Consider the following 14,206-nt stretch of genomic DNA (forward strand, 5'->3'; position numbering starts at 1 on the left):
AGGGGCTGACGATGGATAAAAAAGAATCTCGTCTGCGCCGCGGACGTCAAACCCGCATCAAGATCGCGCAACTGAAAGTGAACCGCCTGTCGGTGCACCGCACCAACCTGCACATTTACGCGAACCTGATCAGCCCGGACGCCAAAGTTCTGGTATCGGCCTCGACCGTGGAAGCGGAAGTGCGCGCCGAACTGGCTGGCAAGTCGGGCAAGGGTGGCAACGCCGCCGCTGCCGCACTGGTCGGCAAGCGTGTCGCAGAAAAAGCACTGAAAGCGGGCATCACCGAAGTCGCCTTCGACCGCTCCGGTTTCCGTTACCACGGCCGTGTCAAGGCGCTGGCAGATGCCGCGCGTGAAGCCGGTCTGAAGTTCTAAGGGTACGATCATGGCAAAAATGCAAGCAAAAATGCAAAGCGACAAGCCGGATGACGGCATGCGCGAAAAAATGATCGCGATCAACCGCGTGACCAAAGTGGTCAAGGGCGGTCGCATCATGGGCTTCGCGGCGCTGACCGTGGTCGGTGACGGCGATGGCCGCATCGGCATGGGCAAGGGCAAGTCGAAGGAAGTGCCGGTCGGTGTGCAGAAGGCAATGGAAGAAGCCCGCCGCAACCTGATCAAGGTCCCGCTCAAGAACGGCACCCTGCACCACACCGTGATCGGCCGCCACGGCGCGTCGAAAGTGATGATGATGCCGGCCAAGCCGGGTACCGGCGTGATCGCCGGCGGCGCCATGCGCGCGATCTTCGAGGTGATGGGCGTGACGGACGTGGTGGCGAAATCCACCGGTTCCTCCAACCCGTACAACCTGGTGCGCGCCACCCTGGACGGCCTGTCGAAAATCAGCACTGCCGCTGACATTGCTGCCAAGCGCGGCAAGTCGGTGGAAGACATTCTGGCTTAAGGAACGACCATGAGCACTATCAAAGTCAAACTGGTGAAGGGCCTGATCGGCACCCGTCAGGACCACCGCGCCACCGTGCGCGGCCTGGGCCTGCGCCGTGTCAACTCGGTTTCCGAGCTGCAGGACACGCCATCGGTACGCGGCATGATCACCAAGGTCGCCTACCTCGTTAAAGTCGTGTCGTAAGCGCAAGCTTGCGATTCTGGAGAACACAATGGAATTGAATACCATTCAACCAGCGGAAGGCGCGAAGCACGCCAAGCGTCGCGTTGGCCGCGGTATCGGCTCCGGCCTCGGTAAAACCGCCGGCCGTGGCCACAAGGGTCAGAAATCGCGTTCGGGCGGCTTCCACAAAGTCGGCTTCGAAGGCGGCCAGATGCCTCTGCAGCGCCGTCTGCCCAAGCGCGGCTTCAAGTCGCTGAACGCGACCTTCAAGGCCGAAGTGCGCCTGTCCGACCTGAACAACCTGGCAGTCGGCGAAGTCGACCTGCTGGTGCTGAAGCAGGCTGGCGTGCTGAGCGTACTGGCGCGCGACGTGCGTGTGATCGCCTCCGGCGAGATCACCAAGGCCGTGACCATCAAAGGCCTGAAAGTGACGGCGGGCGCGAAAGCGGCCATCGAAGCGGCCGGCGGCTCGGTCGCCTAAGCGTTGAGCTTGATCGGAGCGAAAATTGGCGACTAATCCACAGCTTGCTAAGAGCGCCGCGGCCGGTTTCCCCTGGAACCGCCTGTGGTTTTTGCTGGGCGCTCTGGTCGTGTACCGCATCGGGGCCCACGTCCCGGTGCCGGGCATCGACCCGGTCCAGCTGGCGGCACTGTTCAAGTCGCAAGAAGGTGGCCTGCTGGGCATGTTCAACATGTTCAGCGGTGGCGCCCTGTCGCGCTTCACGGTGTTTGCGCTGGGTATCATGCCGTATATCTCGGCCTCGATCATCATGCAGTTGCTGTCGATCGTGTCGCCGCAGATGGAAGCGCTGAAGAAGGAAGGGGAGTCGGGGCGTCGCAAGATCACCCAGTACACCCGCTACGCCACCGTCGGTCTGGCCCTGTTCCAGGCCTTCGGCATCTCGGTCGCGCTGGAAGCCCAGCCCGGCCTGGTGCTCGAGCCCGGCATGGCCTTCCGCTTCGTGACGGTGGTGACCTTGCTGACCGGCACCATGTTCCTGATGTGGCTGGGGGAGCAGATTACCGAGCGCGGTCTCGGCAACGGCATCTCCATCATCATCTTCGCCGGTATCGCTGCCGGTCTGCCGAGCGCGCTGGGTGGCCTGTTCACCCAGGTGTCGACCGGTGCGATCAACGCGTTCTCGGCCATCATCATCGTCATCCTGGTTGCCGCGGTGACCTATGCGGTGGTGTTTGTGGAACGGGGCCAGCGCAAGATCCTGGTGAACTACGCCAAACGTCAGGTCGGCAACAAGATCTACGGTGGGCAAACCAGCCATCTGCCGCTGAAGCTGAACATGGCCGGCGTGATTCCGCCGATCTTCGCTTCGTCGATTATCTTGTTCCCGGCGACGATCGTGGACTGGTTCGCCAAGGGCGCCAACACCGAAAACCCGGTGGTGCGCTTCCTGAAGGACCTGGCCGCGTCGCTGAGCCCAGGTGAGCCGATCCATGCGCTGCTGTATGCCGTGGCAATCATTTTCTTCTGCTTCTTCTACACCGCACTGGTGTTCAACAGCAAGGAAACGGCGGACAACTTGAAGAAGAGCGGGGCCTTTGTGCCAGGGATTCGTCCCGGTGAGCAGACAGCCCGCTACATCGACAAGATCCTGACCCGATTGACCCTGGCCGGCGCCGTCTACATTACCGCGGTCTGCCTGCTGCCGGAGTTTATGCAGGCCCAGTGGAAAGTGTCCTTTGTGTTTGGCGGTACATCGCTGCTGATTATTGTCGTGGTGACCATGGACTTCATGGCCCAGGTACAAAATTACGTGATGTCGCAGCAGTATGAATCCCTGCTGCGCAAGGCAAACTTCAAGGGCGGAATTCCGACGCGATAAGCGGGCGACTATGGCAAAAGACGACGTCATTCAGATGCAGGGTGAGATTCTGGAGAATCTCCCGAACGCAACATTTCGAGTAAAGCTGGAAAACGGCCACGTGGTACTCGGCCACATTTCGGGTAAAATGCGGATGAACTATATCCGCATTCTCCCTGGCGACAAGGTGACGGTGGAGTTGACCCCGTATGACCTGTCCCGGGCCCGCATTGTGTTCCGGACCAAGTAATTTTAAGTAATCGAACCAAGAAGAGAGTGCAAAATGAAAGTTAATGCTTCAGTCAAGCGGATCTGCCGCAACTGCAAGATCATCAAGCGCAAAGGCGTCGTCCGCGTTATCTGCGTCGAGCCGCGTCACAAGCAGCGTCAAGGTTAATCGAGGAATAACGAATGGCACGTATTGCAGGGGTTAATATCCCAAATCATCAGCACACCGTGATCGGTCTGACCGCAATCTACGGCGTGGGCCGCCCACGCGCCCAGTTCATCTGCGCGCAAACCGGCGTTCCGACCAACAAGAAGATCAAGGATCTGGACGACAGCGAGCTGGAAAAGCTGCGTGACGAGATCGGCAAGTTCGTGGTGGAAGGCGATCTGCGCCGTGAACTGTCGATGAACATCAAGCGCCTGATGGACCTGGGTTGCTACCGTGGTATGCGTCACCGCAAGGGCCTGCCGGTCCGCGGCCAGCGCACCCGCACCAATGCCCGTACCCGCAAGGGCCCGCGCAAAGCCGCTCAATCGCTGAAGAAATAATTAGGACACTACTATGGCTAAGCAACAAAGCAGCGCAGCAGCAGCCCGCGTGCGCAAGAAGGTCAAGAAGAACGTTGCCGAAGGCATCGCTCACGTTCACGCTTCCTTCAACAACACCATCATCACCATCACCGACCGCCAGGGCAACGCCCTGTCGTGGGCGACTTCCGGTGGCGCCGGCTTCAAGGGCTCCCGCAAGTCCACCCCGTTCGCAGCGCAGGTTGCGGCCGAAGCGGCTGGTAAAGTGGCGCAGGAATGCGGCGTGAAGAACCTGGAAGTGCGCATCAAGGGCCCTGGCCCTGGCCGTGAATCCGCCGTGCGCGCACTGAACAACCTGGGCATCAAGATCACCGAGATCCAGGACGTGACCCCAGTGCCGCACAACGGCTGCCGTCCTCCCAAGCGTCGTCGTATCTAAGATCCGCCGCTCCGCAGCCGCGGAGCCGCGTCATCTCGAAATCGCTGGAACAGTTAACCGGAAACGGTTATACTGTCCGGCTATTTTCGCCTTGTCCGTCCGCGGGCCGGGCTGTTGAGCCACCGTCCGGCTGCAAGCAGGCTGGACTAGCGCCTGATGCCATACCGATGGCACCGGGGCGTCATTTAATTTTAAGGAAATCACCGTGGCACGTTATATCGGACCAAAAGCAAAACTCTCCCGCCGTGAAGGCACCGACCTGTTCCTGAAGAGCGCCCGCCGCTCCCTGGATTCGAAGTGCAAACTGGACGTCAAGCCAGGCCAGCACGGCGTGAAATCCGGCGCCCGCACGTCGGACTTCGGCAACCAGCTGCGCGAAAAGCAGAAGGTCAAGCGCATGTACGGCGTCCTCGAGCGCCAGTTCCGCCGCTACTTCGCTGAAGCGAGCCGCCGCAAGGGCAACACCGGCGAAACCCTGCTGTCCCTGCTGGAAACCCGCCTGGACAACGTCGCCTACCGCATGGGCTTCGGCTCCACCCGCGCCGAAGCGCGCCAGCTGGTGTCGCACAAGGCCTTCACCGTGAACGGCAAGGTCGTGAACATCGCCTCCTACGCCGTGAAGACCGGCGACGTGATCGCCGTGCGCGAAAAGGCCAAGAAGCAGACCCGCATCCTGGAAGCCCTGTCGCTGGCTGAGCAAGTGGGCATGCCTTCGTGGGTGTCGGTGGATTCCAAGAAAATGGAAGGCACCTTCAAGTCCCTGCCGGAGCGTAACGAAATCGCCGCCGACGTCAACGAAGCGCTGATCGTCGAACTGTATTCGCGTTAATCGCAGTACCGAGCACCACCGCCCACTCCACCGGAGTGGGCGTTTTCACTAATGCCATCAGCCTTATCGGTGTAACGAGCCGAGGGTAATGAAAAGGACATTTTCAATGCAAAACAGTCTGTTGAAGCCACGTATTATCGACGTTGAAACCCTGGGCGCCGGTCACGCAAAAGTCGTGATGGAGCCGTTCGAGCGCGGCTACGGCCACACTCTGGGCAACGCGCTGCGCCGCGTGCTGCTGTCTTCGATGATCGGCTACGCGCCGACCGAAGTGACGATCGCCGGTGTCGTGCACGAGTACTCCTCGCTGGACGGCGTGCAGGAAGACGTGGTTGATCTGCTGCTGAACCTGAAGGGCGTGGTCTTCAAGGTGCACAACCGCGACTCCGTGACCCTGACCCTGAAGAAGGAAGGCGAAGGCGCCGTGCTGGCTTCGGACATCGACCTGCCGCACGACGTTGAACTGATCAACCCTGACCACGTGATCGCCCACCTGACCGCGGGCGGCAAGCTGGACATGCAGATCAAGGTGGAAAAAGGCCGCGGCTATGTGCCGGGCAATGTGCGCCGCCTGTCGGAAGACACCAACAAGACCATCGGCCGCATCATCCTGGACGCTTCGTTCTCGCCCGTGCGCCGCGTGTCCTACGCCGTGGAATCGGCCCGTGTGGAGCAGCGTACCGACCTGGACAAGCTGATCATCAACATCGAGACCAACGGCGTGATCTCGCCGGAAGAAGCGATCCGCCAGTCGGCCCGCGTCCTGGTGGACCAGCTGAACGTGTTCGCGGCCCTGGAAGGCACCGAAGCGGCTGCTGAAGCCCCGTCGCGCGCCCCGCTGGTCGATCCGATCCTGCTGCGTCCGGTGGACGACCTGGAGCTGACCGTGCGTTCGGCCAACTGCCTGAAAGCGGAAAACATCTACTACATCGGCGACCTGATCCAGCGTTCGGAAAACGAGCTGCTGAAGACCCCGAACCTGGGCCGCAAGTCGCTGAACGAGATCAAGGAAGTGCTGGCATCCCGCGGCCTGACCCTGGGCATGAAGCTGGAAAACTGGCCGCCTGCCGGTCTCGAGAAGTAATTGCAGTACCGCCCGGCGCACTGTCGCGCCGGGCGTTTTCAACCCTTAGAACCGGACCGCGCTCTTCCAACGATGAGCGATCGAAGATCTGGAATATAAACACCGAAAGGAAATACCATGCGTCACCGTCACGGCCTTCGTAAACTGAACCGTACCTCGTCCCACCGTCTGGCAATGCTGCGCAACATGACCGTTTCGCTGCTGCGTCATGAAGCCATCAAGACCACGCTGCCGAAGGCAAAAGAACTGCGCCGCGTGATCGAGCCGATCCTGACTCTGGGCAAGACCGACACCCTGGCCAACAAGCGCCTGGCCTTCTCCCGCCTGCGCGACCGCGAAATGGTGGTGAAGCTGTTCGCCGAACTGGGCCCGCGCTACGCCAACCGCAACGGCGGCTACCTGCGTATCCTGAAGATGGGTTTCCGTCATGGCGACAACGCTCCGATGGCTTATGTTGAGCTGCTGGACCGTCCGGAAGTGACCGAAGTGGAAGCCGCTCCGACCGCTGAGTAATCAGGGATCGCAGCAAAGAGAAAGCCGGGCTTGCCCGGCTTTTTTATTGTGTTGGTGGAGGGGACAGCAACTGTCTTGATTAATTAATCGAGGGTTGCTGCCCACCTCTCGTTGTTATGCAACATGGCGTTCATGGTGACGAGCAGCTTGCGCATGCAAGCCACGATGGCTACTTTCTTGAGTTTTCCTGCCGCGAGCAGCCGGGCGTAGGCGCTTTTGAGGACGGGATTGTGTCGGATGGCGACCAAGGTGGCCATGTAGAGGACCGCCCGTACCGATGCCCTGCCACCCCAAATTCTTCGCTTCCCCCGCATCTTGCCGCTGTCACGGCTGTATGGGCAGACGCCAACCAGCGCACCGATTTCGCGCCGATTGAGCGTGCCGAGCTCGGGTAACTGCGCCAGCAGGGTTGCGACGGTGATGGAGCCTACGCCGGGGATGGATGAGAGCAGGTCGGCTTTAGCGTGCCATAGCGGACTTTCCTTGATAGCCCGCCCCAGGTCACCATTGGTGCCCTTGATACGCTGCTCGAGCCATTCAATATGCTCATTGATCTCTTTTGCAATGAGAGCGGTCGCCTGCAGCTTTCGGTTCTTCTCAGCTGTGAGCATATCGACCAACTGGCGTCTTCGAGTCAGAACGTCCTCCAGATGGCGTAGCTCACCGTCTTTAATTGGACGCAGTGCCGGTTTGACCGCTTGCCCGAAGCGGGCCAGAACAATGGCATCGACCTGGTCAGTTTTCGCAAGCACGCCAATGGCCTTGGCGAAATCCCTGGCCTGTTTGGGATTGATGACCGCCACTGGCAACCCCGCAGTTGCCAGTACGCTGACCAATTCCATTTCCAGGCCGCCGCTCGCCTCCACCACGATCCATCGCGGCTGTAGCTGCAACAACTTGGCCTTCAAGTTCTGATGACCACCCGCGTCATTGGGGAACTGCGCCCGATGTGACAGCGGAAGACTATCGATGTCCAGACTCTTCTTGCTGACATCGATCCCGACGTACAACCCATCGTCTGCGTTCTGCATGATTCTTTCTCCCATTCTTACTGATCCGGGGTTCGCCCCCTGACAACTGTTCGGGCTACAAAGAATCGAGCATGCCGTCATTGGCTGTCCCACGGGATTTGCTCCCACAGACCTATCAGACTGGCATGCCCGCAGACATAATTTAGCGTATGTTGAAGATATAAGACCGCTACTCAACATAGTTAGCAAACTGTGTTCGGTGGCGGACTTGGACACCGGGGACAGACCCCGGTTTCGGCTGCGCCGAAAGCAGGGTCTGTCCCCTCTGCTGCGGGCTATTGGGCAAACTCCGAGCTGCGCTTCCACACCGGCCGCGGCGATCCTGCCGCCAGGTCGTAGCCGACCTGGAACAGCAGCTGCACATCCTGCATGCCGCCGCTGAAGTCCCAGTCGTCGCGGTAGGCGTCGCCCGTCTTGTGGTAGTCCTGCGAGTAGTAGTGGTTCACCACCTTCTCCGCATAGCCTTCCGGCTTGCCGATATAGCCGCTGCGCGCCTTGGTGTAAAGCACCGGCACCCCCACGCGCGCGAACTCGAGCTGGTCGGCGCGGTAGAAGCTGCCCAGCTCGGGCCGGGAATCGGGCGCGACCTGCCGTCCCTGCAGGGCCGCATACTTCACCAGCAGGTCGTCCAGGGTGGAATGGCCCGAGGTCACGTTCTCGATGCTGCCGGTGCGCCCCCAGGCGTTGATGCCGTCGAAGTTGATATCCGCTACCGTGTCCTTGAGGGGATAGAGGGGATGCGCCGCATAGTAGCGCGCACCCAGCAGCCCGCGCTCCTCGGCCGTCGTCGCAATGAACAGCACGGAACGCTTCGGCCGCGCCTGGCCCCGGAAGGCGCGCGCCACTTCCAGCATGGCGGCCACGCCCGAAGCATTGTCCAGCGCGCCGTAGTAGATCTTGCGCGGCGGCGTTTCGTCCACGCCGAGGTGATCCCAGTGCGCCGAATACACCACCAGCTCCTTCTTCAGCACGGGATCGCTGCCCTCGATCAGGCCCACGACATTGTGTGAGTCGATCACCCGCTCCTTGCTCTCGATCTCGAAGCTGGCCGTGCCCTTCAGGCTCACGGGGCGGAAATCCTTGCCCAGTGCCTGCTGCTTGAGCATGTCGAAATCCAGCCCGGCGGCGGACATCATCTCCTTCGCCTTGTCCAGCCTGATCCAGCCCGGCACTTCCGGCGCATCCGGATCGTCGCCGCTGCGCACCAGGCTGAAGTTCTCGGTGCCGAAGCTGCTGCGCACCACGCTGTAGGGATAGCCTGCCGGGCCGTCCTCGTGAACGATGAGCGCTGCGGCCGCGCCTTTCTTGCGGGCGATCTCGTACTTGTAAGTCCAGCGGCCGTAATACGTCATCGCCTTGCCGCGGAAAAGCGAGGCGTCGGCCACGGGCGGATCGTTGATCAGCATCACGATGGTCTTGCCGCGCACGTCCACATCCTTATAGTCGTCCCAGCCGTATTCCGGCGCCACGACCCCGTAGCCCACGAAGACCAGCTCCGAGTTCTTCACGCTGGCCTTGGGCGATGGCCCGGTGGACTGGGCCACATAGTCGTCCAGCGGCGCCAGCGTCTTCTCCATGTTGCCGATGCGGTAGCTGAAGCGCGTTGCCGGAATGCGGTGCCGCAGCGGCACGCGCTGCACGTAGGTGCCGTCCGGATTGCCGGGCTTGAGGCCCATCGCAATGAACTGCTGCTGCACATAGTTCACGGCGTCGCGTTCGCCAGCCGTGCCGGGCGCGCGCCCCTCCATGGCGTCGGAGGCGAGCGCCTTGATATGCGAGCGGAACTGGGTTTCGGAAATGGCCGGGGCGGGGGCCTGCGCCAGGGAGGCGCCGCTGGCAAGGGCCAGGGTGAGGAGGGCTGCGCGCAAGAGGGACTCCTGAAATAAGACTTGGCGGATTATAAACTGGGCAGATTGTCCAACGGCAGCGCCGACCCGCCTGCCCGGTGTACTATCTGTCTGATTCGCTCAATGCACCGGAAGAATATTCACATGTCCCGCCCTGTTTCGCTGTTTCGGCTGATTGCCCTGTTCTGCCTCACCCTGCTGGCGTTCACGGCGCGCGCCGAAGAAGATTTCCTCGATCCCGCCGTCGCCTTCCGCTTCTCCGCCCGCATGGAAGGGGACAAGATCGCCGTCAATTTCAAGATCGCCGAGGGCTATTACATGTACCGCGAGCGCTTCGGCTTCTCCGCCGTGGGCGCCAAGCTGGGCACGCCCGAGATCCCGCCGGGCAAGATCAAATACGACGAAACCTTTCAGAAGGACGTGGAAACCTACCGCCACGAGGTCACCATCCTCATTCCGGTGGAGGCAAACGGCCCCTTCACCCTGAAGGCGACCGGGCAGGGCTGCGCGGACAAGGGCCTCTGCTATTCGCCCCAGGACTACACCGCCCAGCTCAGCGCGGGCATGCCCGCCTTGGCAAGCGAACCGAAGGCCGAAGGCAAGTCCGGCCTTGGCGGGCTGCTTGGCCCCCAGCCGAAGATGAGCGTCGCCGCCAGCCCGGCAGCGCCGCCGGCGCCTGAACCCGCGCCTGCCGCGGGCAGCGCTGCGGCCGAGACCAGCGATATGGGACGCATTGAATCTGCGCTGAAAACGGGCCGATTCGCCGCTATCGTCCCGCTATTCCTGCTATCGGGCCTGCTGCTGGCGTTCACGCCCTGCGTGCTGCCGATGGTGCCCATCCTTTCCTCGATCATCGTCGGCGAAGGCGCGGGGGCCAGCCGTTCGCGCGGCCTCGTGCTTTCCCTCAGCTATTCGCTGGGCATGGCCCTGGTCTACACGGCCTTGGGCGTGGCGGCGGGATTGCTGGGGGAGGGCCTCTCGGCCGCCCTGCAGAATCCCTGGGTGCTGGGCGCCTTCGGCCTGCTCATGGCAGGTCTTGCGCTCTCGATGTTCGGCGTGTACGAGCTGCAGATGCCCGCCGCCCTGCAAAGCAGGCTGGCCACGGCTTCCAGCCGGCAGTCCTCCGGCAAGCTTGCGGGGGTGTTCGCCATGGGCGCGATCTCCGCCCTCATCGTGGGCCCCTGCGTGGCCGCGCCGCTGGCGGGAGCGCTGGTCTACATCAGCCAGACCCGCGATGTGGTGATTGGCGGTGGTGCGCTGTTCTCGATGGCAGTGGGCATGAGCGTGCCGCTGGTCCTAGTGGGCGCTTCGGCAGGCTCCCTGCTGCCGCGCGCAGGCGCGTGGATGGACAGCGTCAAACGCTTCTTCGGGGTGCTGATGCTGGGCATGGCCTGGTGGCTGGTCGCGCCCGTGCTGCCCGCCGCCGTGCAGATGGCGGGCTGGACGGCGCTGGGCGTGGGTTACGGCATGTATCTGCTGACCCGTCCCGGCAAGTGGATCGCGAAAAGCGCGGGCGCCGTGTTTCTGGTGCTGGGATTGATGCAGCTGGCCGGCCTGGCGAGCGGCGGCCGTGACCCATGGGCGCCACTGGCGCACCTGCGGGGCGGCGGCGCGCAGCCGCTGCATTTCCAGCGCATTAAAACCGTGGCGGAGCTGGATAATATTCTGGCCAATACCGGCGGCAAAACCGTCATGCTGGATTTCTATGCCGACTGGTGCGTTTCCTGCAAGGAGATGGAGAAATTCACCTTTATCGATCCGGCTGTACAGGAAAAACTCGCGAACACGATTACCCTGCAGGTCGATGTGACAAAGAACGATGAGGACGACAAGGCAATGCTGAAGCGTTTCAAGTTATTCGGCCCGCCTGGCATTATTTTTTTCAACGCCCGCGGGGAGGAAATTCCCGATTCGCGCGTGATCGGATTCCAGGATAAAGACAAGTTCCTGAATTCGCTGCAGAAGCTGCAATAGGAAAGGGCGCCGCCGGCGCCCTTTCTTTGCTCTGCAGTGTGCTTGTTTCTGGCTGCATTGCGCCAGAAGCTGGCGTGACTACTGCTGGGCGCCCCCGTGATGGCGGTGGCCGCGGCCGTGGCGGGCCACCATCTGGTCGAAGGTTTTCTGCTGTTCAGGCGTCAGCACGGCATAGAAGGTTTTCAGCGCCGACAAATGCGCTTCCTGGCGCTCGATGCGCATCTTCGACCGTTCCAGCATTTTCTCCATCTTTTCGGGCGCGCTCAGCGATTTGAAATCGACGCGGTCGGGACGGCCCGCCGGCATCTGCGGCTTGATCGCGGCCATATAGTGCTGCCATGCCGTTTCCTGGGCCGCGTTCAATTTCAGGGCGTCGTGCAGTTTTTGCTGGCGTGCCGCGCGCCTCTCGGCGAACTTGGCCGGGTCGAATTTCGTTTCCGCATAAGCGTGGCGCGGTTTGGCTGCCGCATCCTGGGCGTGGGCGGAAAATGCCGCCGAGCCCATGCCGATAACGGTCATGCCGATAATGAGGCTTTTACGCAGGGTATTCATTGATAATCCTTCCAAAGTGGTTGAGCTAATATGTGCATCAACAGTCCAACGCACTGCACATGGGAATCATCATCGCAATCAAGTGTTTCCGGTGCGTGTCCCCAGCCGCGCTTTTTGTATCCAGTTGTTTCGCCTTTCGTGCTATATACAAGACGATACAAATGGCCGTTGGTCTTTGCTCGTCGAACTAAGGATAATTGAGCATATGGAACCTACATCTAGCATCCTGATCGTCGACGACGACCGCGATATCCGGACCCTGCTGGCGGACTACCTGGAAACGAACGGCTACCGCACCTTCGCGGCTGCCGACGGGGCCGCCATGTGGAAAGTGCTGGACGAGTCCCGGCCCGACCTGATCGTTCTCGACCTGAACATGCCCGGCGAAGACGGCCTGACCCTGTGCCGCAAGCTGCGCGCGCATTCGACCCTGCCCGTCATCATGCTGACGGCCCGCAGCGAGCCCCTGGACCGCATCCTGGGCCTCGAAATGGGGGCGGACGACTACCTGCCCAAGCCCTTCGAGCCGCGCGAGCTGCTGGCGCGCATCCGCAGCGTTCTGCGCCGCAGCCACAGCGCCGCCGCCAATGCGGCCGAGAAGGCTTCCCTGATCCGCTTCTCCGGCTGGACCCTGGACCTGACGGCGCGCCACCTGCTCAATCCCGAAGGCACGGTGATCATGCTCTCCGGCGCCGAGTTCCGCCTGCTGAAAGTCTTCCTGGAGCACCCGAACCGCGTGCTCAACCGCGACCAGCTGCTGAACCTCACCCAGGGCCGCGACGCCGACCCCTTCGACCGCTCGATCGACATCCAGATCAGCCGCCTGCGCCAGAAGCTGGGCGAGGACGCGCGCCTGCCCCAGATCATCAAGACCGTGCGTAACGGCGGCTATGTGCTGGCCGGTTCCGTCTCCGTGGAGTCGGCTCCGTGAAAGCCTTCTGGAATTCGATGACGGGCCGCGTCTTCGTCGTCCTGATGCTGGGCATCATCGCATCCTGGGCGCTCACGCAGTGGCTGGCCGTCAACGAACGCCAGCGCACCATCGAACGCTACCGCGACTTCCACGCGCTGGAGCGCGCCGAGCAGATCATCACTACCGCCGATGTCGTCCGCCCCGAATCGCGCGCCCAATACCTGCGCGTGGCCAGCAAGGGCAGCGTCAAGCTCGAACTGGCGGAGGACACGCGCGCCGTGCCCCAGCCGCCCACGGAGTTCTCCGCCAGCCTGGCGGGCCGCCTGGGGCGCGACTACGGCGTCACACCGCTTTCCGAGCGTCCGCCGGAATGCGACCTGCCGCGCCCGGGCTCCCTCTTCAGCCCCAGCCGCTGGCGCGGCACCTGCGAGGCCATGAATGTGCTGATGACGGACGGGCAGATGCTCAAGCTCTCCATCCTGCCGCCGCGCGCGCCGCCGCCCACCGGCCACAATGAATACCTGGCCTTCCTGCCGGCCCTGCTGTGCATCGCCATCCTGGCGTATTTTGTGGCGCGCATGACCATGCGTCCCCTCAAGCAGCTGGCCCAGGCGGCGAAGGACCTCGGCAACGACATCAACCATCCGCCCCTGGTGCCGCAGGGCGCCAGCGAGATCCGCCAGGCGAGCGCCGCCTTCAATGCCATGCAGGCCCGCATCCGCCAGCACATCGCCCAGCGCACGGAAATGCTGGCCGCCATCACGCACGACCTGCAGACCCCGCTGACCCGCATCCGCCTGCGCCTGGAAAAAGTGCCGGACGCGGAGCTGCAGCAGAAGCTGCTGGACGACCTCTCGGCCATGCAGCAGATGGTGAAGGAAGGGCTGGACCTGGCGCGCAGCATGGACGCCACGGGCGCCATGCAGAAGCTCGACCTCGACTCCCTGCTCGACAGCGTGTGCTCGGACGCCGCCGAGGCCGGGCAGGACGTGGTGCTGCAGGGCCGCGCTTCCATGGCCCTGATGGGCCGGCCCATGGATATCCGCCGCTGCCTGGTGAACCTCATCGACAATGCCGTGAAATACGGCCACCGTGCCCAGGTGACGGTGGAGCGGCTGGCGGGCGCCGCCCGCATCCGCATCCGCGACAACGGCCCCGGCATCCCGCCCGACCAGCTGGCGAAAGTCTTCGAACCCTTCTACCGGCTGGAAAGCTCGCGCTCGCGCGAATCGGGCGGCACCGGCCTGGGCCTGACCATCGCCCGCAATATCGCCGAGCAGCATGGCGCCAGCCTCAGCCTGTCCAATCAGGACGGCGGCGGCCTGGAAGCCACCCTGCTGGTGCCTGAGTTTTATGCAGGAAAATAATTTCAACGCAAAG

The 14,206-nt window shown here is 62.4% G+C and carries 18 protein-coding genes; 15 read left to right on the plus strand and 3 right to left on the minus strand.

What is annotated here, in order from left to right:
• Positions 1 to 11: 11 nt before the first annotated feature.
• The 12 genes from rplR to rplQ all read left to right on the plus strand — a co-directional run bounded on the left by rplR (position 12) and on the right by rplQ (position 6,509).
• A complete protein-coding gene (gene rplR, locus LSQ66_RS23775) occupies positions 12 to 374 on the plus strand; it encodes a 50S ribosomal protein L18 (protein ID WP_231767629.1) in 363 nt (120 codons plus the stop codon).
• Between the two features lie 10 nt (positions 375 to 384).
• Positions 385 to 903 carry a 30S ribosomal protein S5 gene (gene rpsE, locus LSQ66_RS23780; RefSeq protein WP_049817602.1) on the plus strand — a complete coding sequence of 173 codons (519 nt, stop codon included), beginning with the start codon at positions 385 to 387 and terminating at the stop codon, positions 901 to 903.
• 9 nt (positions 904 to 912) lie between these two features.
• Complete coding sequence (rpmD, locus tag LSQ66_RS23785) at positions 913 to 1,089, plus strand: 50S ribosomal protein L30 (RefSeq protein WP_050409754.1); 177 nt, start codon at positions 913 to 915, stop codon at positions 1,087 to 1,089.
• Positions 1,090 to 1,117: 28 nt separating this feature from the next.
• Positions 1,118 to 1,549, plus strand: a complete 432-nt coding sequence (gene rplO, locus LSQ66_RS23790; RefSeq protein ID WP_231767630.1) for a 50S ribosomal protein L15 — start codon at positions 1,118 to 1,120, stop codon at positions 1,547 to 1,549.
• A 25-nt stretch (positions 1,550 to 1,574) separates the two neighbouring features.
• On the plus strand, positions 1,575 to 2,909 hold the full coding sequence (gene secY, locus LSQ66_RS23795) for a preprotein translocase subunit SecY (RefSeq protein WP_231767631.1): 1,335 nt from the start codon (positions 1,575 to 1,577) through the stop codon (positions 2,907 to 2,909).
• A 10-nt stretch (positions 2,910 to 2,919) separates the two neighbouring features.
• The gene (infA, locus tag LSQ66_RS23800) at positions 2,920 to 3,138 is read left to right on the plus strand and encodes a translation initiation factor IF-1 (protein WP_005663428.1); all 219 of its coding nucleotides are present in this window, start codon (positions 2,920 to 2,922) and stop codon (positions 3,136 to 3,138) included.
• A 33-nt stretch (positions 3,139 to 3,171) separates the two neighbouring features.
• Positions 3,172 to 3,285, plus strand: a complete 114-nt coding sequence (gene rpmJ, locus LSQ66_RS23805; protein ID WP_005663407.1) for a 50S ribosomal protein L36 — start codon at positions 3,172 to 3,174, stop codon at positions 3,283 to 3,285.
• 14 nt (positions 3,286 to 3,299) lie between these two features.
• Entirely contained in the window at positions 3,300 to 3,665 is a 366-nt protein-coding gene (rpsM, locus tag LSQ66_RS23810; protein WP_093556901.1) for a 30S ribosomal protein S13, read from the plus strand.
• Between the two features lie 13 nt (positions 3,666 to 3,678).
• The gene (rpsK, locus tag LSQ66_RS23815; RefSeq protein WP_028101645.1) at positions 3,679 to 4,083 is read left to right on the plus strand and encodes a 30S ribosomal protein S11; all 405 of its coding nucleotides are present in this window, start codon (positions 3,679 to 3,681) and stop codon (positions 4,081 to 4,083) included.
• 205 nt (positions 4,084 to 4,288) lie between these two features.
• Positions 4,289 to 4,912 carry a 30S ribosomal protein S4 gene (gene rpsD / locus LSQ66_RS23820; RefSeq protein ID WP_231767632.1) on the plus strand — a complete coding sequence of 208 codons (624 nt, stop codon included), beginning with the start codon at positions 4,289 to 4,291 and terminating at the stop codon, positions 4,910 to 4,912.
• Positions 4,913 to 5,018: 106 nt separating this feature from the next.
• Positions 5,019 to 5,996, plus strand: a complete 978-nt coding sequence (locus LSQ66_RS23825) for a DNA-directed RNA polymerase subunit alpha (protein ID WP_231767633.1) — start codon at positions 5,019 to 5,021, stop codon at positions 5,994 to 5,996.
• 117 nt (positions 5,997 to 6,113) lie between these two features.
• Complete coding sequence (gene rplQ / locus LSQ66_RS23830; RefSeq protein WP_231767634.1) at positions 6,114 to 6,509, plus strand: 50S ribosomal protein L17; 396 nt, start codon at positions 6,114 to 6,116, stop codon at positions 6,507 to 6,509.
• A gap of 83 nt (positions 6,510 to 6,592) precedes the next feature.
• Here the strand turns inward: rplQ and LSQ66_RS23835 are convergent, their stop codons facing one another.
• Positions 6,593 to 7,540, minus strand: a complete 948-nt coding sequence (locus tag LSQ66_RS23835) for an IS110 family RNA-guided transposase (protein ID WP_231767635.1) — start codon at positions 7,538 to 7,540, stop codon at positions 6,593 to 6,595.
• Between the two features lie 275 nt (positions 7,541 to 7,815).
• Entirely contained in the window at positions 7,816 to 9,408 is a 1,593-nt protein-coding gene (locus LSQ66_RS23840; protein WP_231767636.1) for a M20/M25/M40 family metallo-hydrolase, read from the minus strand.
• Positions 9,409 to 9,531: 123 nt separating this feature from the next.
• On the opposite strand from LSQ66_RS23840, the gene dsbD reads away from it, so the two are divergent.
• Positions 9,532 to 11,361: a protein-disulfide reductase DsbD gene (dsbD, locus tag LSQ66_RS23845; protein ID WP_231767637.1), complete on the plus strand. Its 1,830-nt coding sequence runs from the start codon at positions 9,532 to 9,534 to the stop codon at positions 11,359 to 11,361.
• Positions 11,362 to 11,439: 78 nt separating this feature from the next.
• On the opposite strand, the gene LSQ66_RS23850 is transcribed toward dsbD, so the two are convergent.
• Positions 11,440 to 11,913 (minus strand): Spy/CpxP family protein refolding chaperone, encoded by a 474-nt coding sequence (locus LSQ66_RS23850; protein ID WP_231767638.1) that lies wholly within the window; start codon positions 11,911 to 11,913, stop codon positions 11,440 to 11,442.
• A gap of 205 nt (positions 11,914 to 12,118) precedes the next feature.
• Between LSQ66_RS23850 and LSQ66_RS23855 the strand changes: the two genes are divergently transcribed.
• Both LSQ66_RS23855 and LSQ66_RS23860 read left to right on the plus strand, forming a co-directional pair.
• Complete coding sequence (locus tag LSQ66_RS23855; protein WP_231767639.1) at positions 12,119 to 12,844, plus strand: response regulator; 726 nt, start codon at positions 12,119 to 12,121, stop codon at positions 12,842 to 12,844.
• Positions 12,841 to 14,193, plus strand: a complete 1,353-nt coding sequence (locus LSQ66_RS23860; protein WP_231767640.1) for an ATP-binding protein — start codon at positions 12,841 to 12,843, stop codon at positions 14,191 to 14,193. Before LSQ66_RS23855 ends, LSQ66_RS23860 begins: the two co-directional genes overlap by 4 nt.
• The last annotated feature ends 13 nt before the right edge of the window (positions 14,194 to 14,206 follow it).

It is taken from the genome of Massilia endophytica, from assembly GCF_021165955.1.
GTDB lineage: Bacteria > Pseudomonadota > Gammaproteobacteria > Burkholderiales > Burkholderiaceae_D > Rugamonas > Rugamonas endophytica.